General features: G+C 33.6%; 15 protein-coding genes. All 15 read left to right on the top strand.

The features are described 5' to 3' along the window. Positions 1-3 precede the first annotated feature (3 nt). Positions 4-3,057: a TAT-variant-translocated molybdopterin oxidoreductase gene (locus RSE15_RS06755; RefSeq protein WP_324066878.1), complete on the top strand. Its 3,054-nt coding sequence runs from the start codon at positions 4-6 to the stop codon at positions 3,055-3,057. A 31-nt stretch (positions 3,058-3,088) separates the two neighbouring features. Then, a complete protein-coding gene (nrfD, locus tag RSE15_RS06750; RefSeq protein ID WP_324066877.1) occupies positions 3,089-4,498 on the top strand; it encodes an NrfD/PsrC family molybdoenzyme membrane anchor subunit in 1,410 nt (469 codons plus the stop codon). Positions 4,499-4,502: 4 nt separating this feature from the next. Then, the gene (locus RSE15_RS06745) at positions 4,503-5,027 is read left to right on the top strand and encodes a DUF3341 domain-containing protein (protein WP_324066875.1); all 525 of its coding nucleotides are present in this window, start codon (positions 4,503-4,505) and stop codon (positions 5,025-5,027) included. 9 nt (positions 5,028-5,036) lie between these two features. Then, positions 5,037-5,582: a c-type cytochrome gene (locus RSE15_RS06740; RefSeq protein WP_324066873.1), complete on the top strand. Its 546-nt coding sequence runs from the start codon at positions 5,037-5,039 to the stop codon at positions 5,580-5,582. Between the two features lie 27 nt (positions 5,583-5,609). After that, on the top strand, positions 5,610-7,118 hold the full coding sequence (locus tag RSE15_RS06735) for a quinol:cytochrome C oxidoreductase (RefSeq protein WP_324066871.1): 1,509 nt from the start codon (positions 5,610-5,612) through the stop codon (positions 7,116-7,118). A 19-nt stretch (positions 7,119-7,137) separates the two neighbouring features. Further along, complete coding sequence (locus RSE15_RS06730; protein ID WP_324066869.1) at positions 7,138-8,295, top strand: cytochrome c oxidase subunit II; 1,158 nt, start codon at positions 7,138-7,140, stop codon at positions 8,293-8,295. A gap of 31 nt (positions 8,296-8,326) precedes the next feature. Further along, positions 8,327-10,093, top strand: coding sequence for a cytochrome c oxidase subunit I (locus tag RSE15_RS06725; RefSeq protein ID WP_324066866.1), 1,767 nt, complete (start codon positions 8,327-8,329; stop codon positions 10,091-10,093). Positions 10,094-10,167: 74 nt separating this feature from the next. Continuing rightward, the gene (gene ruvB / locus RSE15_RS06720) at positions 10,168-11,190 is read left to right on the top strand and encodes a Holliday junction branch migration DNA helicase RuvB (protein ID WP_324066864.1); all 1,023 of its coding nucleotides are present in this window, start codon (positions 10,168-10,170) and stop codon (positions 11,188-11,190) included. Positions 11,191-11,244: 54 nt separating this feature from the next. Then, positions 11,245-11,598: a four helix bundle protein gene (locus tag RSE15_RS06715; protein ID WP_324066862.1), complete on the top strand. Its 354-nt coding sequence runs from the start codon at positions 11,245-11,247 to the stop codon at positions 11,596-11,598. Positions 11,599-11,601: 3 nt separating this feature from the next. Continuing rightward, entirely contained in the window at positions 11,602-12,531 is a 930-nt protein-coding gene (gene queG, locus RSE15_RS06710) for a tRNA epoxyqueuosine(34) reductase QueG (RefSeq protein ID WP_416380769.1), read from the top strand. Positions 12,532-12,627: 96 nt separating this feature from the next. Further along, positions 12,628-13,509 carry a DUF808 domain-containing protein gene (locus RSE15_RS06705; RefSeq protein WP_324066860.1) on the top strand — a complete coding sequence of 294 codons (882 nt, stop codon included), beginning with the start codon at positions 12,628-12,630 and terminating at the stop codon, positions 13,507-13,509. A gap of 8 nt (positions 13,510-13,517) precedes the next feature. Further along, positions 13,518-13,952, top strand: a complete 435-nt coding sequence (locus tag RSE15_RS06700; RefSeq protein ID WP_324066858.1) for a hypothetical protein — start codon at positions 13,518-13,520, stop codon at positions 13,950-13,952. 169 nt (positions 13,953-14,121) lie between these two features. Further along, positions 14,122-16,404 carry an NADP-dependent malic enzyme gene (locus tag RSE15_RS06695; protein ID WP_324066856.1) on the top strand — a complete coding sequence of 761 codons (2,283 nt, stop codon included), beginning with the start codon at positions 14,122-14,124 and terminating at the stop codon, positions 16,402-16,404. Between the two features lie 9 nt (positions 16,405-16,413). Then, complete coding sequence (gene ruvA / locus RSE15_RS06690) at positions 16,414-16,995, top strand: Holliday junction branch migration protein RuvA (RefSeq protein WP_324066854.1); 582 nt, start codon at positions 16,414-16,416, stop codon at positions 16,993-16,995. A gap of 63 nt (positions 16,996-17,058) precedes the next feature. After that, positions 17,059-24,225 (top strand): T9SS outer membrane translocon Sov/SprA, encoded by a 7,167-nt coding sequence (gene sprA, locus RSE15_RS06685; protein WP_324070430.1) that lies wholly within the window; start codon positions 17,059-17,061, stop codon positions 24,223-24,225. Positions 24,226-24,366: the final 141 nt, after the last annotated feature.

Genomic DNA, 24,366 nt, shown 5'->3' with positions numbered 1-24,366 from the left:
ACAATGGCATCAAACAAAAAATACTGGAAAAGTGTTGAAGAACTAAACGAAAATAGTTCTATTGTTGAGACGCTAAGAAACAACGAGTTTGTGGAACCAATTCCGGTTGACCAGTTTTTAGGAGATAAGGAAACTTTATCTGCTTCGTCAACTACTCGTCGTGACTTTTTGAAATATGTTGGATTTAGCACGGCTGCCGCTTCATTAGCAGCTTGTGAAGGTCCTGTTGTAAAGTCAATTCCTTACGTAGTTCAACCAGAAGAAATTATTCCTGGTGTTGCTGATTATTATGCAACAACAATGGCTGATGGATTTGATTTTGCTAATATTTTAATCAAAACTCGTGAGGGTCGTCCTATTAAAGTAGAGAACAATAATTTAGAAGGAGCAAAAACTGGAGCAAATGCAAGAGTTCATGCTTCTGTTCTTTCATTATATGATAGTTTACGTTTAAAACAACCTAAAATTGCTGGAAAAGATGCAACTTGGGCTGACGTAAATACTAAAGTTAAAGCTAGTTTAGAAGATGCAAAAGCAAAAGGTGGAAATGTAGTAGTGTTAACAAACACCATGGCAAGTCCTTCAACAGATGCTTTAATTGCTTCTTTAGTTGCTAAATATCCAACAACTAAACATGTTGTTTATGATGCAGTTTCTGAATCAAACGCTTTAGACGCTTTTCAAGCGGTTTATGGTGTAAGAGCTTTAGCTAATTACGATTTTTCAAAAGCTAATACAATTGTTTCTGTTGGTGCAGATTTCTTAGGAGATTGGCAAGGTGGAGGTTTTGATGCTGGATATGCTCAAGGTCGTATTCCTAAAAACGGAATGATGTCTAAACATATTCAAATTGAAGCTAATATGTCTTTAGCAGGTGCTAATGCGGATGTTAGAATTCCATTGAATGTTTCGGCTCAAAAACAAGCATTAGTTAAAATTTATAATATCGTTACAGGTGGCGCTGTAAGCACATCAAAAATTGATAAATATGAAGAGGCTGTTGTAAAAGCGGCTAATCAATTAAAAGCAGCTGGTTCAAAAGGTGTTTTTGTAACTGGTTTAGACGATGTAAACGCTCAATTATTAGCATTAGCTATTAATAATGAATTACAGTCTACAGCTTTTAATACTTCTGATGCTATTCTTACAAGAAAAGGAGATGCAAAAGCGGTGGCTCAATTAGTGGCTGATATGAAAGCTGGAAAAGTTCATACATTAATTATGAATGGTGTTAATCCAGCGTATACTTTAGCAGATTCAAAAGAGTTTGTTGCGGCTTTAAAATCAGTTAAACTTTCTGTTGCTTTCTCAATGAAAGAAGATGAAACTTCAACTTTAACTTCAATTGCTGCTGCGGCTCCACATTATTTAGAGTCTTGGGGAGATGTTGCTATTACTAGAGGTAATTACAGCATTATGCAACCAACGATTCGTCCTTTATTCAATACAAAACAGTTTCAAGAAGCTTTATTAGCTTGGACAGACAATACGGTTGCTTATTATGATTTCTTAAAATCTTTCTCTGCTACTTATTTAGCAGGAAAATCTTGGAATCAAGCAGTGCATGATGGTTTTGTTGCTTCTGTAGCAAGTCCATTAAGTGGAGCTTCTGCTGATTATGCTTCGGCAGCTTCAGCTTTAGCGCAAGCAAAATCTTCTAATTTTGATTTAGTTTTATATTCTAAAGTTGGAATGGGAGATGGGCAACAAGCAAATAACCCATGGTTACAAGAATTTCCTGATCCTATCACAAGAGTATCTTGGGATAACTATGTAACTATGTCTAAAGCAGATGCTGAAGCTAAAGGTTTTAAAAATTGGAATGTAGCTAACGGAGGTTTAAACGGAAGTTATGCAACTATTAAAGTAGGAAATGCTACTTTAGAAAACGTACCAGTTATTATTCAACCAGGTCAAGCAAAAGGAACTTTAGGTTTAGCTTTTGGATATGGTAAAAAATTAGGATTAAAAGAAGAGATGCAAGTAGGTGTTAATGCTTATGCTTTATACGCTAACTTAAACTCTAATCAATCGGCTACTATTACTGTTGCTGAAGGAGAGCATGAATTTGCTTGTGTTCAGTTGCAAAAAACATTAATGGGTAGAGGTGATATTATTAAAGAAACTACATTAGAAGTTTTTAATACTAAAGACGCTAAAGTTTGGAATCCAATTCCAATGGTGTCATTAGATCACAAACCAACAGCTGCTACAGAGGTTGATTTATGGGATTCTTTTGACAGAAGTGTTGGTCACCATTTTAATTTATCTATCGACTTAAATGCTTGTACAGGATGTGGAGCGTGTGTTATCGCATGTCACGCAGAAAACAATGTACCAGTAGTTGGTAAAGATGAAATTAGAAGAAGTAGAGATATGCACTGGTTGCGTATTGACAGATATTATTCTTCGAAAGAAACTTTTGCTGGTGATATCGAATTAAAAGAATCTGCAAGTGGATTAATGAGTTCTATCGATACTTTCGCAAGTATGGAAGATCCTTCTGAAAATCCTCAAATTGCTTTCCAACCTGTAATGTGTCAGCACTGTAACCACGCTCCATGTGAGACAGTTTGTCCTGTAGCTGCAACATCTCATGGTAGAGAAGGTCAAAATCACATGGCATACAACAGATGTGTTGGTACGCGTTACTGTGCTAACAACTGTCCATATAAAGTAAGACGTTTCAACTGGTTCTTATATAACAAAAACAGCGAATTTGATTATCATATGAATGATGATTTAGGTCGTATGGTTATCAATCCAGATGTAAATGTACGTTCTCGTGGAGTTATGGAAAAATGTTCTATGTGTATCCAAATGACGCAAGCTGTTAAATTAAAAGCTAAACGTGAAGGTAGAGTTGTTGGTAAGGATGAATTCCAAACTGCTTGTTCTGCTGCATGTTCTAGTGGTGCTATGAAATTTGGTGATATTAATGATTCAGAATCAGATGTTGCTAAATTAGTAGAATCAGACAGAATGTATCATTTATTAGAGCACATCGGAACAAAACCAAACGTGATGTACCACGTGAAAGTTAGAAACGATAAATAAGTATTAATTAATAGAAACAATATAAAGGATTATGTCGTCTCATTACGAAGCACCCATTAGAAAACCTTTAGTAGTAGGAAGTAAATCTTACCACGATGTAACGGTAGATGTGGCTAGACCTGTAGAAGGTAGAGCAAACAAACAATGGTGGACAGTATTTTCAATCGCATTAGCCGCTTTCCTATGGGGATTAGGTTGTATGATTTATACGGTAACCACTGGTATTGGAACATGGGGATTAAATAAAACAGTAGGTTGGGCTTGGGATATCACCAATTTCGTTTGGTGGGTAGGTATCGGTCACGCCGGAACTCTTATCTCTGCAGTATTATTATTATTCCGTCAAAAATGGAGAATGGCTATTAACCGTTCTGCAGAAGCAATGACGATTTTCTCGGTAATGCAAGCAGGTTTATTCCCAATTATCCACATGGGTCGTCCATGGTTAGGTTACTGGGTATTACCAATTCCAAATCAATTCGGATCATTATGGGTGAATTTTAACTCACCATTATTATGGGACGTATTTGCAATTTCTACGTATTTATCAGTATCATTAGTTTTCTGGTGGACTGGTTTATTACCTGACTTTGCTATGTTACGTGATAGAGCGGTAACTCCTTTTACAAAAAGAGTTTATTCTATCCTTTCTTTTGGATGGTCTGGTAGAGCTAAAGACTGGCAACGTTTTGAAGAGGTTTCTCTTGTATTAGCTGGTTTAGCAACTCCTCTTGTACTTTCTGTACACACTATTGTATCCTTTGACTTTGCTACTTCTGTAATCCCAGGATGGCATACTACAATCTTACCTCCATACTTCGTTGCTGGAGCTATTTTCTCTGGATTCGCAATGGTAAATACTCTTCTTATTATCATGAGAAAAGTATCTAACTTAGAAGATTATATCACTGTACAACATATCGAATTAATGAACATCGTAATCATGATTACTGGTTCTATCGTAGGTTGTGCTTATATTACGGAGTTATTCGTAGCTTGGTATTCTGGAGTTGAATACGAACAATATGCATTCTTAAACAGAGCAACTGGTCCTTACTGGTGGTCATACTGGTTAATGATGACTTGTAACGTAATTTCTCCGCAAGTTATGTGGTCTAAGAAAATTAGAACCAACATTATGGCCTCTTTCATTATCTCTATCGTTGTAAACGTAGGTATGTGGTTTGAGCGTTTCGTAATTATCGTAACTTCATTACATAGAGATTATTTACCATCTTCATGGACAATGTTCCAACCAACTTTTGTTGATGCTGGTATTTATATTGGAACTATCGGATTCTTCTTTGTATTATTCTTATTATATTCTAGAAGTTTCCCTGTAATTGCTCAAGCAGAGGTTAAAACAATCTTAAAAGCTTCTGGAGATAATTACAAGAAAGAAAGAGAACAACACGGTCATAATCATTCAGATAATCATTAATATCATGAGTAATAAAGTCATACACGCTATATATAATGATGATGATGTTTTAATGGATGCTGTTAAACAAACAAGAGCAGCTCATCATCATATCGAAGAAATTTATACGCCTTTTCCAGTTCACGGATTGGATAAAGCAATGGGATTAGCTCCAACAAGAATTGCTATTTGTGCTTTTATTTATGGAATTATTGGTTTATCTGTTGCTACAACATTGATGAATTTTATTATGATTCAAGATTGGCCACAAGATATTGGAGGTAAACCAAGTTTTAGTTATATTGATAACATGCCAGCTTTCGTTCCAATTATGTTCGAATTAACGGTTTTCTTTGCAGCTCACTTAATGGTTATTACCTTTTACATGAGAAGTAAATTATGGCCTTTTAAACAAGCTGAAAATCCAGATGTAAGAACTACTGACGACCATTTCTTAATGGAAGTGGGTATTCATGGTAATGAGGAAGAATTAGTTTCTTTCTTTACTAGTACTGGAGCGGTTGAAGTTAAAGTTGTAGAAAAGCATTAATAGATAGTTATGAAAAGTTTATATAAAATAGTAGCAGTAGTAGGTTTGTCTTTCATGGCAACTTCATGTTTCGATAAAGCAAAACCTAACTATCAGTTTTTTCCTAATATGTACGAAGCGGTTTCTTATGAAACGTATTCGGAGCATGATGTATTTAAAGGTGGAGTTGAAGCTCAAGTGCCTGCAAAAGGATCAATTAAAAGAGGTTTTGTTCCTTACGAAATTCCAAATACACCAGAAGGATATGCTTTAGCTAAAGCAACTTTAAAATCTCCTTTAGACCCAACAAGAATTAATCAAGATAAGGCTAAAGACTTATATACAGTTTATTGTGCAATTTGTCACGGTGAAAAAGGTGACGGAAAAGGAAATTTAGTTGTTAAAGAAAAATTCCTTGGAGTACCAAATTATAAAGATAGAGAAATTACAGACGGAAGTATTTTTCACGTAATTACTTATGGATTAAACTCTATGGGTTCTCACGCTAATCAATTATCTCAAGAAGAGAGATGGATGGTGGCTGATTACGTTTTAAAATTAAAAGCTGGATTATAATAGTAAAACTTTTTGAAAATAATAGATATGTACACGTTTTCAAGTAAATTAAAAACTTTTTCATTCGTCCTAATGATTTTAGGTGCAATTGGTATTGGAATTGGTTTCATGGCCGCTCCTAAAACAATTGAGGATGTAGAAAAATTATTAGCAGATAGTCATCATGGTCATGAAGCTGCTCATGTAGAGAAAGTTGCTCCACATAGTACAGATACTCATGTTGTAGCTGATACTGTAAAAGTTGCTGAGGCTCATGCTGCAGATTCAACACATGCCGAAGCTCACACTACTACAGTTGATTCCACTTCACACGCTGAAGATACTACCGCTGTTGTAGCTGTTGCTGAAGCTCCTGCTCATGCAGACAATCACGATACTCATGCTAAAGCTGACGCTCATTCTCACGATGAACATAAAGAACATTTAGAACATGTATTACACCAATTACAAAACAAACCTTGGGCTGCTTTGTATGTTGCTTGTATTTTCTTTATGTTAATCTCTGTTGGTGTTTTAGCTTTTTATGCTATTCAATATGCGGCTCAAGCAGGTTGGTCTCCAATCTTATTTAGAGTAATGGAAGGTATTACTGCGTATTTATTACCTGGTTCTATTATTTTCTTCGTATTGTTAGTTTTAGCTGGAATGCATTTCAATCATTTATTTGTTTGGATGGATCCTGAAGTGGTTAACCCAGAATCTGTTAAATTTGACAAACTTATTTTCCTTAAAAAAGGTTGGTTAAGTGTTGGTAGATTTTTAGCTACTGCAGCTATTATTTTAGTAGTATGGAACTTTGTTCGTTTCAAATTTAGAAAAAACTCTATCGCTCAAGATAGTGCAGAAGATAATACACCTTACAAGAAAAACTTCAAATTAGCTGCTTTCTTCCTAGTATTCTTCATCGTTTCTGAGTCAATTATGTCTTGGGACTGGATTATGTCTGTTGACCCACACTGGTACAGTACTTTATTTGGATGGTATGTATTTGCAAGTTTCTTCGTAAGTGGAATTACTGTAATTGCAATGATTACATTATACTTAAAATCTAAAGGATATTTAGAGCATATTAATACAAGTCACATTCACGATTTAGCTAAATTTATGTTTGGTATCAGTATTTTCTGGACATATTTATGGTTCTCTCAATTTATGTTGATTTGGTATTCAAATATTCCAGAAGAGGTTACTTATTTCGTGACTCGTATCGAGCACTACAAATTACCTTTCTTCGGAATGTTAGCTTTAAACTTCATTTTTCCATTGTTAATCTTAATCAATACAGATTTCAAACGTTTAACTTGGATTGTAGTTATGGCAGGTATCGTAATATTATTTGGACATTATGTTGATTTCTTCAATATGATTATGCCTGCAACAGTTGGTGATCAATGGTTTATTGGTATTCCTGAAATTGGAGCTTTAATGTTCTTCTTAGGTTTATTTATCTTCGTTGTTTTTACAGCTTTAACTAAGGCTCCATTAGTTCCAAAAGGAAATCCTTTTATTGAGGAAAGTAAGCATTTTCATTATTAATAGTTAAAAAGAAATAAAAATGACAAGTTTCTTGGTATTTATAATTTTAGTTTTAGTTGGTATTGCGGTTTGGCAATTAACTAAGATATTTGATTTAACCCAAATAGGCGGTTCTTCAGATAATGACGAAATTGCTAATGATAAAGATAATAGTGTTAATGGTTATTTAATGTTTGCCTTTGTAGGATTCATTTATGTATTCACTATTTATTCATTATATGCTTGGGGTGATTTAGTATTAGGTACTCCTGGTTCTGAACATGGTAAAGATGTTGACAATTTGATGGCTATTTCTATGGCATTAATTTTCTTCGTTCAAACTATTACTCAGTTCTTATTGCACTACTTTGCTTTTAAATATAGAGGTAAAGAAGGTCAAAAAGCATTATATTTTGCAGATAACAACAAGTTAGAAGCTATTTGGACTATTATTCCAGTTATTGTTTTAGCAGGTTTAATTATGTATGGTTTATATACTTGGAACGATATTATGTTTGTTGATAAAGAAGACGAACAAGATGCTATTGTTATCGAATTATATGCTAAACAATTTGGTTGGGAAGCTCGTTATGCTGGTGATGATAAAACATTAGGAAAAGCAAACGTTCGATTAATTGAAGGTATTAATACTTTAGGTGTTGATTTAGCTGATCCAGCTGCTCAAGATGATAAAGTGGTTAATGAATTACATATCCCAAAAGGCAAAAGAGTAATTTTTAAAATGCGTTCACAAGACGTTTTACACTCTGCTTATATGCCTCATTTTAGAGCGCAAATGAACTGTGTTCCTGGTATGGTTACTCAGTTCTCTTTTATCCCAACAGTTACAACTGCTGACATGAGAAATGATGAAGCAATTGTTGCTAAAGTTGATAAAATTAATAAAATCAGAACGAAAAACAGCAAGAAAATTGTTGCTGAAGGTGGTGTAGCTTTAGACCCTTATACATTTGATTATTTATTATTATGTAATAAAATTTGTGGTGCATCTCACTACAATATGCAAATGAAAATTGTTGTTGATACACCTGCTGATTTTAAAGCATGGTTAGCTGAAAAACCTACATTAGCACAACAATGGAAAGAAGCTAATGCTCCTGCACCAGCAGCAGCGCCAGCTGAAGCTACCGCAGTAGCTGTTGATTCAACAAAAGTTGTAGCACAAGTTATTAAATAAGTTATTTTATATTAAATATAATAGAATTAGTATGTCACACGATCACGGTCATCATAAAGAAACTTTCATAACTAAATATATTTTTAGTTTGGATCACAAAATGATAGCGAAGCAATACCTTATTTCAGGTTTATTGATGGGTATTGTTGGAGTTGTTTTATCTTTATTCTTCCGTATGCAAATTGCATGGCCAGAAGAATCTTTCGAAATTTTCAAAGTATTCTTAGGAGATAATTTCGCGCCAGATGGAGTAATGCGTAACGATATTTACCTTGCTTTGGTAACTATTCACGGAACAATCATGGTATTCTTTGTACTTACTGCTGGTTTGAGTGGTACTTTTAGTAACTTGTTAATTCCATTACAAATTGGAGCACGTGACATGGCTTCAGGATTTATGAACATGCTTTCTTTTTGGATGTTCTTTATTTCTTGTATTATCATGATTGCTTCTTTATTTGTTGAATCTGGACCAGCGTCTGCAGGTTGGACAATTTATCCTCCTTTAAGTGCTTTGCCTCAAGCTATTCCTGGATCAGGTTTAGGTATGACTTTATGGTTGGCTTCAATGGCTATTTTCATCGCATCTTCTTTAATGGGATCTTTGAATTACGTAGTTACAGTTATCAACTTAAGAACTAAAGGTATGACGATGACAAGATTGCCTTTGACAGTTTGGGCTTTCTTCGTAACTGCTATTATTGGTATTGTATCTTTCCCAGTATTATTTTCTGCGGCATTATTATTAATTTTCGATAGAAGTTTTGGAACATCATTCTTCTTATCAGATATTTTTATTCAAGGTGAAGTTTTACATTACCAAGGTGGTTCTCCAGTATTATTCGAGCACTTATTCTGGTTCTTAGGTCACCCTGAAGTTTACATCGTTTTATTACCAGCTTTAGGTATTACTTCTGAAATTATTGCTACAAACTCTAGAAAACCAATTTTTGGTTACCGTGCAATGATTGCTTCTATTTTAGCAATTGCATTCTTATCAACTATTGTTTGGGGTCACCACATGTTTATTTCAGGTATGAATCCTTTCTTAGGTTCAGTATTTACCTTTACAACATTATTAATTGCAATTCCATCGGCTGTAAAAGCATTCAACTACATTACAACATTATGGAAAGGTAACTTACAATTAAATCCTGCAATGTTATTCTCTATCGGATTAGTATCTACTTTCATCACTGGAGGTTTAACAGGTATTATTCTTGGAGATTCAACTTTAGATATTAACGTTCACGATACATATTTCGTAGTAGCTCACTTCCACTTAGTAATGGGTATCTCTGCACTTTACGGATTCTTTGCTGGTGTTTACCACTGGTTCCCTAAAATGTTTGGTAGAATGATGAACAAAAACTTAGGTTACGTTCACTTCTGGGTAACTGCTGTTTGTGCTTACGGAGTTTTCTTCCCAATGCACTTTATTGGAATGGCTGGTTTACCAAGACGTTACTATACTAACTCAGCTTTCCCATTATTCGACGAATTAGCTGATGTGAATGTTTTAATTACAATTTTTGCAATCGTTGGAGCTGCATTCCAAATCGTTTTCTTCTGGAACTTCTTCTATAGTATTTTCTATGGTAAGAAAGCAACTCAAAACCCATGGAGATCTAATACTTTAGAATGGACTACACCAGTTGAACATATTCATGGAAACTGGCCTGGAGAAATTCCTGAAGTACACAGATGGCCTTATGATTATAGTAAACCAGGTCATGATGAAGACTTTGTTACGCAAATCACACCAATGAAAGAAGGAGAAGAAGTTTTACATCACTAAGATTTTTTCCACAATATACAAACCTCTCCAATCGGAGAGGTTTTTGTTTTATAACTTTACTTATCTTTGCTTTTATGAACGATAATTTGAATCCCAATAAAGAATTCTATACTCCGCAAGATATTGATATTGAAAAGGCATTGCGCCCACTCAGTTTTGATGATTTTGCTGGTCAAGAGCAAGTATTAGAAAATCTAATTGTTTTTGTACAAGCGGCAAATTTGCGAAATGAAGCTTTAGATCATACCTTGTTTCACGGACCTCCAGGTTTGGGTAAAACTACGTTGGCAAATATCTTGGCAAACGAATTAGGAGTAGGAATCAAAATCACTTCAGGACCGGTTTTAGATAAGCCGGGTGATTTAGCTGGATTATTGACCAATCTAGAAGAAAGAGATGTTTTATTTATTGATGAAATCCATCGTTTAAGCCCGATTGTGGAAGAATATTTATATTCTGCAATGGAAGATTTCAAGATTGATATCATGATTGAATCGGGTCCAAATGCAAGAACGGTTCAAATCAATTTAAATCCATTTACTTTAGTTGGTGCAACTACTCGTTCTGGATTATTGACGGCTCCAATGCGTGCTCGTTTCGGAATTCAAAGTAGATTACAATATTACAATACCGAATTATTAACCACGATTGTCCAACGTAGTTCTTCTATTTTAAAAATGCCAATTACAATGGAAGCGGCTATTGAAATCGCAGGAAGAAGTAGAGGAACACCTCGAATCGCCAATTCTTTATTGCGTCGTGTTAGAGATTTTGCTCAAATCAAAGGAAACGGTAACATCGACATTGAAATTGCAAAATTTGCACTAAAAGCACTTAATGTAGATGCACACGGATTAGATGAAATGGACAATAAAATTCTATTAACCATAATCGAAAAATTCAAAGGCGGACCAGTTGGATTATCAACATTAGCAACAGCAGTTTCCGAAAGTGGTGAAACCATTGAAGAAGTCTACGAGCCTTTCTTAATACAAGAAGGCTTTATCATGAGAACTCCAAGAGGAAGAGAAGTGACAGAAAAAGCCTATAAGCATTTAGGGAAAATTAAAAATAGCATTCAAGGAGGACTTTTTTAGTGATGGGTGATGGATGTTTGATGATGGATGTTTCAAATTTTAAGAATAAAATATATGAGTTTTAAGTTTGAAAAATTAATTATTTGGCAATTAGCAATGGATTTTGGGGAAGAAATTAATACTATAGCGAATTCTTTTCCTCAAATTGAACGTTATAATTTATCTTCTCAAATTTTAAGAGCTGTTGATTCAATTGCATTAAACATTTCTGAAGGTTCCGTTGAACAAACTATACCTGAATTCAAGCGATTTCTAAATTATTCAATTCGTTCAATAGCTGAAGTTGTAACGTGTTTGCATAAAGCAAAAAGGAGAAATTACATAACTCAAGAGCAATTTGATTACTTGTATGCTAAGTCATTCGAATTGATGAATAGAACTTTGGCTTTCAAAACGCAATTAAAATAAGTGATTCAGTCATCCATCATCCATCATCAGACATCCATCATAAAACAAGAAGCCCAACGCCTCGGCTTTTTGTCTTGTGGTATTTCCAAAGCTGGTTTTCTTGAAGAAGAAGCGCCTCGATTAGAAAATTGGTTAAACAATCAAATGAACGGTCAAATGAGTTATATGGAAAACCATTTTGACAAACGTTTAAATCCAACGCTTTTGGTAGATGATGCTAAAAGTGTGATTTCGTTATTATTGAATTATTATCCTTCCGAACTTCAAAATGAAGATTCGTATAAGATTTCCAAATACGCTTACGGACAAGATTACCACCATGTCATAAAAGAGAAATTAAGGGAATTGTTACATTTCATTCAAACCGAAATTGGCGAAGTTTCAGGAAGGGCTTTTGTAGATTCGGCACCGGTTTTAGATAAAGCTTGGGCAGAAAAAAGTGGCTTGGGTTGGATTGGAAAAAATAGTAATCTTATCACCCAAAAAGTCGGTTCGTTCTATTTTATTGCAGAATTAATTATTGATTTGGAATTAGATTACGATACACCAACAACCGACCATTGTGGTTCTTGCACTGCTTGTTTGGATGCTTGTCCGACGGAAGCTATTGTGGCTCCGTATGTTGTAGATGGAAGCAAATGTATTTCATATTTCACGATTGAATTGAAAGATAATTTACCACAAGAAATGAAAGGTAAATTTGATGATTGGATGTTTGGTTGCGATGTGTGCCAAGATGTTTGTCCGTGGAATCGTTTCTCAAAACCTCATAATGAACCGCTTTTTCAAGTGAATTCAGACATTTTAAATTTCTCAAAATCGGATTGGGAAGAAATTACGGTGGATACATTTCAAAAAGTATTTAAAAATTCTGCTGTGAAACGAACCAAATATGAAGGCTTACTTCGTAACATTATTTTTTTGAAGAAATAAGAATTCGATACACTTTTTCAAACAAAAAATATTTTCCAAAAGAAAACTTTGACGTAGTTTTGAGGGTTATTAAAAAGAAAAATTAAATTAAAAATTATGGCTTCAGGATTTTTCGCAATCTTAGACGATATCGCTGCATTGATGGACGATGTAGCAATGACAAGTAAATTAGCAACCAAAAAAACAGCAGGAATTTTAGGAGATGACTTGGCGGTAAATGCCGAAAAAGCAACTGGATTTTTAGCTTCAAGAGAAATTCCAGTGTTGTGGGCGATTACAAAAGGCTCGTTTATCAATAAATTAATTATTCTGCCAGTTGTTTTTGTTTTGAATTGGTTATATCCGCCAGCCATTAAAGCAGCTTTAATTATCGGAGGAGTTTATTTAGCCTACGAAGGTGTGGAGAAAATTATCGAATACTTTTTTCATCGTGCTAAAAAAGGCGAAGAAGTTATCAAAGAAAGTAAGCTTGAGGAAGATAACGAAAATTCTGAAAAAGCAAAAGTAAGCTCTGCGATTAAAACCGATTTTATTCTTTCGCTTGAAATTGTCATCATCGCCTTAGGAACAGCTATGGAAAAGCAACACGAATTAATTACCCAAATTATAAGCGTGACTTTAGTAGCTATTATTGCTACAATAGGAGTTTACGGAATCGTAGCTTTAATTGTACGAATGGATGATGCTGGTTTTTATTTGATGAGAAAATCGGATAACAAAGGATTTTTTTCTTCATTGGGTGGAATTTTAATTAAAGCCTTACCAATAGTGATTAAAGGACTTGCCGTGTTAGGAACTATCGCTCTTATCTTAGTTTCAGGAGGTATTTTTCTTCATAATATTGAATATGTTCATCATTTAATTCCACACAGTATTCCATCAACACTAGCTGAATTTGGTGTAGGAATCGCTTTTGGATTGGTAGCCGTTTTGTTGATGACGGGTTTTAAGAAGGTGAAAGGTTTGTTTGTAAAATAAAATGTTGGATGAAATTACAAGTAAATACATTGGTCAAGATTTTTTTACTCATAGTTTTAATTTACTTATCTGTAGTTTATTATATTTATTATGAAAATAAAGTCTTATATGGCAATGCTAAATATACAACTGCAATAGCTTTACGGAATACTTATGGTAGCGGTAATAGTGGTGTTGAATATAGATATTTAGTGAATGATAGTATTTATTTAGCTTGGGATAGTACAAGTAAAAAAGCTTTAGAAGGAGCTAATTATTTTATTGTATTTGATGAGAAAAATCCGAAGCATAGTTCTTTTTTTGTTGAATGTCCAGCGCATGATTCAATTAAATTTATTCCAAAAGATGGTTTAAAAGTAATACCTATTAAAAAATATCAAAAATATGCTGAAAGCTATTTTGATGATTTGTTAAATGGTTGGCTAACCCAATTTTTTCCTTAAATGAATATTTTATACTAGTAAGACTATTTTGCTTTGTAAAATATTCCTTCAAGTCTAAAACCAAATCAACTTCAACAAATAATCCATTTATTTTTTCAAAAGAATGCCAAAATAATTTCTCATTTTATACGTATACCCTTATATTTGTAAGTTAGTAAAATATAAAACCATGCATAAAGATAGTAAACGTAGAGAAGCCTTATTATATCACGCAAAACCAACTCCCGGAAAAATTCAGGTAGTTCCCACAAAAAAATATGCAACACAAAGAGATTTAGCTTTAGCGTATTCTCCAGGTGTAGCAGAACCTTGTTTAGAAATAGAAAAAGACGTTAACAACGTTTATAAATATACCGCAAAAGGAAATTTAGTAGCTGTAATATCAAACGGAACCGCAGTTTTAGGTTTAGGAGATATTGGTCCAGAAGCTTCAAAACCCGTAATGGAAGGAAAAGGGTTGTTGTTTAAAATCTTTGCAGATATTGATGTTTTTGATATTGAAGTTGGAACAAAAGACATCGAAGAATTCATTGCAACAGTAAAAAATATTTCTCCAACTTTCGGAGGAATTAACCTAGAAGACATCAAAGCACCAGAATCATTCGAAATTGAAAGACGTTTGGTAGAGGAATTGAATATTCCAGTAATGCACGATGACCAACACGGAACTGCCATCATTTCATCAGCCGCTTTATTGAACGCAGTAGAATTAGCTGGTAAGAAAATGGAAGAAGTTACGATGGTGATTTCTGGAGCAGGTTCGGCAGCCATTGCTTGTGCCAATTTGTATGTTTCTTTTGGGGTTAAACCAGAAAACGTAGTAATGTTCAATAGTAAAGGGGCATTGCGTAAAGACGATCCAAAAATTTCTGACATGCAACGTGTCTATGCAACAGATAAACATTTTGACGATTTAGCACATGCTATGAAAGGCGCTGATGTTTTTGTAGGATTGTCAACGGGTGATATTGTTACACCCGAAATGTTGTTAGGAATGGCCGACAATCCAATTGTGTTTGCTATGGCAAATCCTACTCCTGAGATTAATTATGATTTAGCAATCGCTACAAGAAAAGATATTATTATGGCAACGGGTCGTTCAGACCATCCTAATCAGGTAAATAATGTACTTGGTTTTCCATTTATTTTTAGAGGTGCTTTAGATGTTAGAGCGACTAAAATTAATGAGGACATGAAAAAAGCGGCTGTTGTTGCCTTAGCTAATTTGGCAAAAGCATCAGTTCCAGAACAAGTAAATATTGCGTATGGCGAAACTAAATTAACGTTTGGTCGCGATTATATTATTCCAAAACCATTTGATCCAAGATTGATTGCCGAAGTTCCGCCAGCAGTAGCAAAAGCTGCGATGGAATCAGGAGTAGCTTTAGCGCCAATTACGGATTGGGATAAATATAAAGATGAATTATTAGAACGAATGGGTTCTGATAACAAAATGATTCGCTTGTTAACCAACAGAGCAAGAACAAATCCAAAACGTATTATTTTTGCTGAAGCTGATCAAATTGATGTGTTAAAAGCAGCCCAAATTGTTCATGAAGAAGGTATTGGTTTTCCAATTTTATTAGGAAACAAAGAAATAATCATGGAATTAAAAGAAGAAATTGGTTTCGATGTGGAAGTGCCAATTTTTGATCCAAAAACAAAAGAATCTGAAGCAAAACGATTAGAGTACGCAAAGCATTTTTGGGATACCAGAAAACGTAAAGGCGTTACATTGTACGAAGCTGAAAAATGGATGCGTGAACGTAACTATTTTGGGTTAATGATGGTAAACACTGGCGAAGCAGATGCTTTGGTAACTGGATATTCAAGAAGTTATCCTTCAACGATTAAACCTGTTATGCAATTAATAGATAAAGCTCCAGGAGTTTCTAAAATTGCAACGACCAATATGATGATGACGGCAAGAGGACCAATCTTCTTGTCAGATACTGCAATTAATCCAAATCCGTCAGCGGATGATTTGGCAAGAATAGCATTAATGACTGCTAAAACGGTTAAGATGTTTGGAATGGAACCTGTTATTGCCATGATTTCCTATTCAAACTTTGGTTCTTCTCAAAATGAAGGACCTAATAAAGTAAGACAAGCAGTTGCTTATTTACATGAAAATTTCCCTGATTTAATTGTGGATGGTGAAATTCAAACCGACTTTGCTTTGAACCCTGACATGTTAAAAAGTAAGTTCCCATTTTCTAAATTGGTAAATAAAAAAGTTAATACACTTATTTTTCCTAATTTAGACGCAGCTAATATTACCTATAAATTATTAAAAGAATTAAATAAGGCTGAATCTATCGGGCCTATAATTCTTGGATTAGACAAGCCTGTTCACGTGTTTCAGTTAGGCGCAAGCGTTGAAGAAATGGTGAATATGGCAGCGGTTGCAGTAGTAGATGCACAGGAAAAAGGAAAAAAGTTAATGAAATAAAAAGGTAATATGATAGCACACATTCAAGGAAGATTAGTTGAAAAAACACCAACCGAAGTAATCATAGATTGCAATGGTGTGGGCTATCATATTAATATTTCATTGCATACGTATTCTTTATTATCTGATTCTGAAAGTTTAAAATTATTTACTTTTTTACAAATTAGAGAAGATGCGCATACTTTATATGGGTTTGTAGAAAAACAAGAACGTGAATTATTCAAATTGTTACTTTCCGTTTCTGGAGTGGGAGCAAGTACTGCTAGAACTATGTTGTCTTCGCTGGCACCAAGTCAAATTATACAAGCCATTGCTTCAAATGATTTGGGAACGATGCAATCTATGAAAGGAATTGGAGCAAAAACTGCTCAAAGAATTATTTTAGATTTAAAAGAAAAAGTGTTAAAAGTGTATAATTTAGATGAAGTTTCTGTTGTGGAAAGCAATACAAATAAAGATGAAGCGTTATCTGCTTTAGAAGTTTTAGGTTTTGCGAGAAAAGCTGCCGAAAAAGTAATTGATAAAATTGTTAGAGAAACCCCAAATTCCTCTGTAGAAAACTTAATAAAACAAGCTTTAAAAAATTTATAAAACTTGGAAAAAACGGCAATAAAAGTAATAGGTAATATAAAATATAGTTTTGCATTCGTAGTAATGTTGTTTTCTTTTTCACTTCAAGCTCAAGTAGATGAAGAGGAAAAAGATACTGTAAAAACAGGTGTTGATTTAGGAAAATTAAACATGCCAAATCCTTTGAGTATTTTGGATAAATACACCTATGATGCGGCTTCTGATCGTTATATTTACACCAGTTCTGTTGACGGGTTTAATATTAAATATCCTATGATACTTACCCCAAAACAATATGAAGAGCTTGTTTTGAGAGAACAAATGCGTAAGTATTATCAAGAAAAATCTGCTGCAATTGATGGTAAAAAAGAGGGCTCTGAAGCGGCTAAAAAAGATTTATTACCCAGATATTATGTGAATTCTAAATTTTTTGAATCTATATTTGGAAGTAATACTATAGATGTAAAACCTACCGGTTCTGTTGAATTAGATTTAGGGATACGTTTTACCAAACAAGATAATCCTTCATTTTCTCCAAGAAATAGAAAAACAACAAGTTTTGATTTTGATCAAAGAATTAGTGTTGGTTTGCAAGGTAAGGTGGGAACTCGATTAAATGTAAATGTGAATTATGATACCCAATCAACTTTTGCGTTTCAAAATTTAATAAAATTAGAATATACGCCAACGGAGGATGACATTATCAAGAAAATAGAAGTAGGAAATGTTAGTTTTCCATTATCAAATTCATTGGTGAGAGGTGCTCAAAGTTTATTTGGTGTAAAGGCACAATTACAATTTGGTAAAACTACGTTTACAGGAGTTTTTTCAGAACAAAAATCGCAAACTAAATCGGTTACCTCACAAGGTGGTGGAACACTTCAAGATTTTGAAATTTTTGCCTTGGATTATGATGCTGATCGTCATTATTTCTTATCACAATATTTCAGAAATAATTATGATAAGGCTCTTGAAACTTTTCCATACGTAAATTCGCGTGTACAGATTAATAGAATTGAAGTTTGGATTACCAATAAGCAAAATAGAGTAAATTCAACAGAAAATAATCTTAGAAATATTGTTGCACTTCAAGATTTAGGTGAAGCCCCTCTAACGGGAGTTTTGCCTCAAGAAACTGTTCATATCAACTTAGGTTCTAATCCTGCTTTTTATAATGTGGGAGCAAATACTCCTTCTAACAATGCGAACAATAAATATGATCCAAATGCCATCGGAAGTAATTTTTTAAACAGTTCAATTAGAGATGTTTCTTTGGCATCAAACGGTTTTATCCCTAGTGTGGTTGCTTCAGAAGGAATTGACTTTGCAAAACTTGAAAATGCCAGAAAATTAACTGCATCAGAATATACATATCATCCGCAACTAGGATATATTTCGTTAAATCAAAAATTAGCAAACGATGAAGTTTTAGCGGTTTCATATCAATACACAATAGGCGGTGATGTATATCAAGTAGGAGAATTTGGTACGGACGGAGTTGATGCTACCAATGTGAATTCTGGAATTCCAAATTCACAAGCGTTGATACTAAAATTATTAAAAAGTAACTTAACCATTGATAAATACCAAGTTGCAAGTGTAGATTATACGATGCCTACTTGGAATTTAATGATGAAAAATATTTATCAAATCCCGGGCGGTTATCAATTGCAACAAGAAGATTTTAAGTTAAATATTCTTTATACCGATCCTTCGCCTTTAAATTACATAACACAATCTGGAGTTGATCCTTTGCCTTCAAATGTTGAACAAACACCTTTGTTGAAAGTTTTTAATTTAGATCAATTGAATTATACTAACGACCCTCAAGAAGGTGGAGATGGTTTTTTTGATTTTTATCCAGGTTTAACAGTTGATACGCAACGCGGAAAAATTATTTTTACAAAAGTGGAACCTTTTGGAAAGCATTTATTTCAAAAATTAGATGTTCCGTCTTTGGTTGAAAATTATGATGATCCATTAACATATAATAGTAATCAAGCTAAATATGTATTTAGAAGTTTGTACAAAACAACTCAAGCAGCAGCTTTACAAGAAAGTGCAAAAAATAAATTCCAATTAAAAGGTCGTTTTAAATCAATGGGTGGAGACGGAATTTCAATTGGGGCTTTCAATGTACCACAAGGTTCTGTTGTAGTTACTGCTGGTGGTAGAGTTTTGGTAGAAGGAGTTGATTATACTGTGAATTATCAAATGGGTAAAGTACAAATTTTAGATCCTTCATTACAAGCATCAAATACTCCAATTGAGGTTTCTGTGGAAAACAACTCGGTTTTCGGACAACAAACCAGAAGATTTTGGGGATTAAATGTGGAGCACAAATTTAACGACAAGTTTTTAATGGGAGCTACTATTTTAAACATGTCTGAAAGACCCTTTACAACCAAATCAAATTACGGACAAGAATCTGTAAATAATACTATTTTCGGATTCAATACAAACTATTCTACGGAAGTTCCATTTTTTACACGATTAGTAAATAAGTTGCCAAACATTGATACTGATGTGCCGTCAAACTTATCTTTTAGAGGTGAAATTGCTTATCTAAAACCAGGAGCATCCAAAGCAGATCAATTTAATGGAGAAGCAACAACTTACATAGATGATTTTGAAGGTTCGCAAACCACCATTGACATGCGTTCACCTCAAGCTTGGACCTTGTCAAGTGTTCCTTTAGAGGATAATTATGATGGAGTTCCATCTACTGCTGAACCACTTACTGATAATTTAAGGGTAGGTGATAAAAGAAGTAAGTTGGCTTGGTATTCAATAGATCCTGTTTTTTATACGCAAACTCCTTCTGGAATTGATGATGATGATTTGTCATTCAATAAAACAAGACGTGTATTTAGCCGTGAATTGTATCCTGTAACGGATATTGCTCAGGGACAGTCTACGGTAATTAATACCTTAGATTTAACCTATTTTCCTAAAGATAGAGGCCCTTATAATTTTAATCCAAACTTGAGTGTTACAAATCAGTTTACAGATGTAGAAGCTCCTGAAACATGGGCTGGTATAACTAGAGCTATCAATTCAACAAATTTTGAGCAATCAAATGTAGAATATATTCAGTTTTGGGTAATGGATCCGTATTATGGGAATACTGGTGATAAAGCGGATCCAACAAATACAGGAAAATTAGTTTTTAATCTTGGAGAAATATCTGAGGATGTTTTAAGAGATGGAAGAAAATTATATGAAAATGGATTACCAGAAGTAGGTTCAACTCAACCAACAATTAGTACAGCTTGGGGGCAAGTACCAGCTTCTCAATCATTAATTTATGCGTTTGACACGAATGAAGCAAATAGAGCGGTTCAGGATGCTGGATTTGATGGACTAACGGATGTTAATGAGGCTGTAAAATATACTGATTTTGCTGCTTTCCCTGACCCTGCTGCGGACAATTACCGTTTTTATTTAGAAACTTCGGGTGATGTAGTGACACGTTATAAAAATTATAATGGAGTTCAAGGAAATTCACCTGTAAATGTTACAAACGATAATAGAGGAAACACAACATTCCCAGATGTAGAAGATGTAAATCGTGATAATACGATGAATACCATCAATGCTTACTTTAAATTCGAAGTGCCTTTTCAAGCATACGGGGATAATGATGCTGATGTACCTGTTGGACAAAACTATATTGCCGATTTTAGAAAGGATGATAATGTTGATTTACCTAATGGACAGGTTGGAAAAGCTAGATGGATTTTATATAAAATACCAATTCTAGAGGTAATTGATGCGAATAAAGTTGGGCCAATTACCGATTTCCGTTCAATCCGATTCATGAGAATGTATATGAGCGGATTTAAAGATGAAGTAACCTTGCGTTTTGGTGCTTTAGATTTAGTTAGAGGAGAATGGAGAAGATATACAGGTACATTTGATGAATTAGATACCGATCCAAATGACGAGAATACAGGTTTTGATGTAGTGGCTTTGAATATTCAAGAAAATGGACAAAGAAGCCCAATTAAATATGTAACTCCTCCAGGTGTAGTTAGAGAACAACTTTATAACAATAATACTATTATAAATCAAAATGAACAATCGCTTTCGTTACGCGTTTATGATAAATTAGGCGGTACTACTAATGGATTGGAAAATGACGATGCTAGAGCAGTATTTAAAAATGTTAATGTTGACATGCGTCAGTTTAAAAAACTACGAATGTTTTTACACGCAGAGGCGGTACAGGATGGTGATTTACAAGATGATGAACTAATTGCGTTTATTCGTTTTGGAAATGACTTTACGGATAATTTCTATCAAGTTGAAATGCCTTTAAAAGTTACAGCTTTTGGTGCTTCTACTCCTGAAGAGGTATGGCCGTCTGAAAATGAAATGGAAATTCCTTTAGATTTTTTAACTAAACTAAAAATTTTAAATCTTCAGAATGATCCCGCTATTGATTATAGTGATCCTAGTGGTATTGGTTTTATTGAGGAGGAAGATGCTAAAATTGGCTCTTCAAATAGCAGACTGACTTTAGGAATTAAAGGAAACCCAAATTTTGGTTTGGTTCGAACCTTAATGATTGGTATCAAAAATAAATCAGGCGATATTCAACGTGGAGAAGTTTGGTTTAATGAACTTCGTATGTCGGATATGGACAACAAAGGAGGATATGCAGCTGTTGCTAACTTAGATACTAATTTTGCTGACTTTGCAAATGTTTCAGCTACAACTAGAGTAGGAACTATTGGTTTTGGTGCGTTAGAACAAGGTCCAAATGAAAGAAGTAGAGAGGATGTTTTTCAATATGATATTGTAACAAATGTAAATTTAGGAAAATTATTGCCAAAAAAATGGGGAATCAATTTGCCGTTTAATTATGCTGTTGGCGAAGAAACAATTACTCCAAAATTTGACCCTTTTTATCAAGATATTGAATTAAATCAATTATTAGATATAACTTCGGATGCTAATGAACGTTCAAATATTGAACAAAGAGCTATTGATTACACAAAAAGAACAAGTTTCAATTTAATTGGAGTTAAAAAAGAGAAAGCGCCTGAAAAAACAGCAAATTTCTACGATGTAGAAAATCTAACCCTATCGTATTCATTAAACGAAACAGAACACCACGATTATGAAATTGAAAATTTAATTGATAAGCAAAATAGAACTACAGTTGATTATGCTTTCACTTTTAAACCTAAAACCGTTGAGCCATTTAAGAACAGCAAATTCTTAAATAAAAATGGATATTATAAAATGTTAAGCGATTTTAATTTCAATTATTTGCCATCAAATGTTTCGTTTAGTTCTAATATAATTCGCCAATTCAATAAACAACGTTTTAGATTAGTTGATGTGCAAGGTATCGGTTTAGGTGATTTGTATAGAAGAAATTATTTTTTCAATTATACGTATGGGTTTAATTATAATTTAACCAAATCGCTTCGATTAAATTATACCGCTTCATCAAACAATATTGTACGTAATTATTTGGATGAAAATAATTTACCAATTGATGGATTAGATATTTGGGATGATTATTGGAATATTGGGGAATCTAATCAACACAATCAACAATTGGTTTTAAATTATGATTTGCCAATTAATAAAATTCCGCTGTTAAGTTTTGTAAAATCAACTTATACTTATACTGGAGATTACAATTGGCAACGCTCTTCTGATGCTTTTTCATCGGTAACAGGTGAAGATGGAAATATTTATGCTTTAGGAAATTTGATTCAAAATGCAAATTCTCATAAGTTGAACACTACTTTAAATATGGATTTGTTTTACAAGTATATAGGATTGACTAAAACGAAAAGCAACAAGAAAAAGCCAGTTTCTGAAAAAGATAAAAAAGTTGCACCAAAACCAGGAGAACAAGTTAAAGCACCAAAAGGAAATGTTACTTTAGAAAGAAGTGCTTTCATGAGCGGTTTAATAGGAGTAATTACGAGTGTAAAAAATATTCAAATTAATTATACTGAAAATAACGGAACAGTTTTACCAGGTTATTTACCAGGTTTAGGGTTCTTTGGTTCATCAAAACCAACACTAGGATTTGTTTTTGGAAGCCAATCCGACGTTCGATATGAAGCAGCAAAAAATGGCTGGCTAACAAATTATCCTGAGTTTAATCAAAATTTTACACAGGTTGAAAACAAAAAAATAAGTTTTACAGCTCAAATGGAATTGTTCCCTGATTTAAAAATTGATTTTACGGCGGATAGAACGTATGCTTATAATTTTTCAGAACAGTTTGATGTTTCTGGTGGGCAATATAATTCTCGTGCACCGTATGATTTTGGGAATTTTAATGTTTCAACTATTTTAATTAAAACCGCATTTGCGCAAAGCGATGTAAACGTTTCTCAAACTTTTCAAGATTTTAGAGACAATAGGTTAGTGGTAGCAAATCGATTAGCAGAAGGATATTATGGAGGAAACTCATTTCCAAGAGATGCTGATGGTTATCCAATTGGATATGGAAAAAATAGTCAACAAGTTTTATTGCCTTCATTTTTAGCGGCTTATTCTGGACAAGAAGCAGAAAAGGTTTCTACGGGTGTTTTTAGAAATGTGCCTTTGCCAAACTGGACTATCAAATATACAGGTTTAATGCGATACAAATGGTTTAAAGATAATTTCAAAAGATTTTCTGTTCAACATGGGTATCGAGCTAGTTATAACGTAAATTCATTTCGTTCAAATTTAAATACAGCTCCTGTAGATGCTAATGGAAATTTCTTTGCATCAAAAATTATCTCAAATGTTAATTTAGCAGAACAATTTAATCCATTAGTTAAAGTAGAATTTGAAATGAAAAATTCAATAAAAATTCTTGCAGAACTTAAAAAAGATAGAACTTTAAATATGAGTTTCGATAACAACTTACTTACAGAAGTTAGTGGAAATGAATATATAATAGGATTGGGTTACAGAATTAAAGATGTTACGTTTAATTCTTCATTAGCAGATAATGTAAGTGGCGTAATTAAGAGTGATATTAACATTAAAGCCGATTTTTCATTACGAAAAAACAATACAATTGTTCGTTATTTAGATTACGATAATAATCAATTGGGTGGAGGGCAAGATTTATGGTCTATCAAATTTACAGCAGATTATTCTTTCAGTAGAAATTTAACAGCTATTTTATTCTACGATCATCAATTCTCTCAAGCTGTAATTTCAACTTCTTTTCCAACAACAAATATTAGAGGAGGATTTACTTTGCGCTATAATTTCGGAAACTAGTTGAATTAAATAATGAATTAAAAACAACCTATCAAAATCAATTTTTTGGTAGGTTGTTTTATTTGATAAAAAAATAACAAAAACCTTTTTTTCTATTCAATAAATACAATTACATTTGTACGTCAAAAATTTATAATCAAA

The sequence above is a fragment of the Flavobacterium sp. genome (assembly GCF_035195345.1).
Taxonomy (GTDB): domain Bacteria; phylum Bacteroidota; class Bacteroidia; order Flavobacteriales; family Flavobacteriaceae; genus Flavobacterium.
The sequence above is the reverse complement of the archived record's forward strand: the minus strand, read 5'-3'. Positions and strand labels throughout refer to the sequence as shown.

Coding starts and splice junctions, on each gene's coding strand:
- RSE15_RS06755 (WP_324066878.1), top strand. CDS start 4: ATGGCATCAAACAAAAAATACTGGAAAAGTGTTGAAGAACTAAACGAA.
- nrfD (WP_324066877.1), top strand. CDS start 3,089: ATGTCGTCTCATTACGAAGCACCCATTAGAAAACCTTTAGTAGTAGGA.
- RSE15_RS06745 (WP_324066875.1), top strand. CDS start 4,503: ATGAGTAATAAAGTCATACACGCTATATATAATGATGATGATGTTTTA.
- RSE15_RS06740 (WP_324066873.1), top strand. CDS start 5,037: ATGAAAAGTTTATATAAAATAGTAGCAGTAGTAGGTTTGTCTTTCATG.
- RSE15_RS06735 (WP_324066871.1), top strand. CDS start 5,610: ATGTACACGTTTTCAAGTAAATTAAAAACTTTTTCATTCGTCCTAATG.
- RSE15_RS06730 (WP_324066869.1), top strand. CDS start 7,138: ATGACAAGTTTCTTGGTATTTATAATTTTAGTTTTAGTTGGTATTGCG.
- RSE15_RS06725 (WP_324066866.1), top strand. CDS start 8,327: ATGTCACACGATCACGGTCATCATAAAGAAACTTTCATAACTAAATAT.
- ruvB (WP_324066864.1), top strand. CDS start 10,168: ATGAACGATAATTTGAATCCCAATAAAGAATTCTATACTCCGCAAGAT.
- RSE15_RS06715 (WP_324066862.1), top strand. CDS start 11,245: ATGAGTTTTAAGTTTGAAAAATTAATTATTTGGCAATTAGCAATGGAT.
- RSE15_RS06705 (WP_324066860.1), top strand. CDS start 12,628: ATGGCTTCAGGATTTTTCGCAATCTTAGACGATATCGCTGCATTGATG.
- RSE15_RS06700 (WP_324066858.1), top strand. CDS start 13,518: ATGAAATTACAAGTAAATACATTGGTCAAGATTTTTTTACTCATAGTT.
- RSE15_RS06695 (WP_324066856.1), top strand. CDS start 14,122: ATGCATAAAGATAGTAAACGTAGAGAAGCCTTATTATATCACGCAAAA.
- ruvA (WP_324066854.1), top strand. CDS start 16,414: ATGATAGCACACATTCAAGGAAGATTAGTTGAAAAAACACCAACCGAA.
- sprA (WP_324070430.1), top strand. CDS start 17,059: ATGTTGTTTTCTTTTTCACTTCAAGCTCAAGTAGATGAAGAGGAAAAA.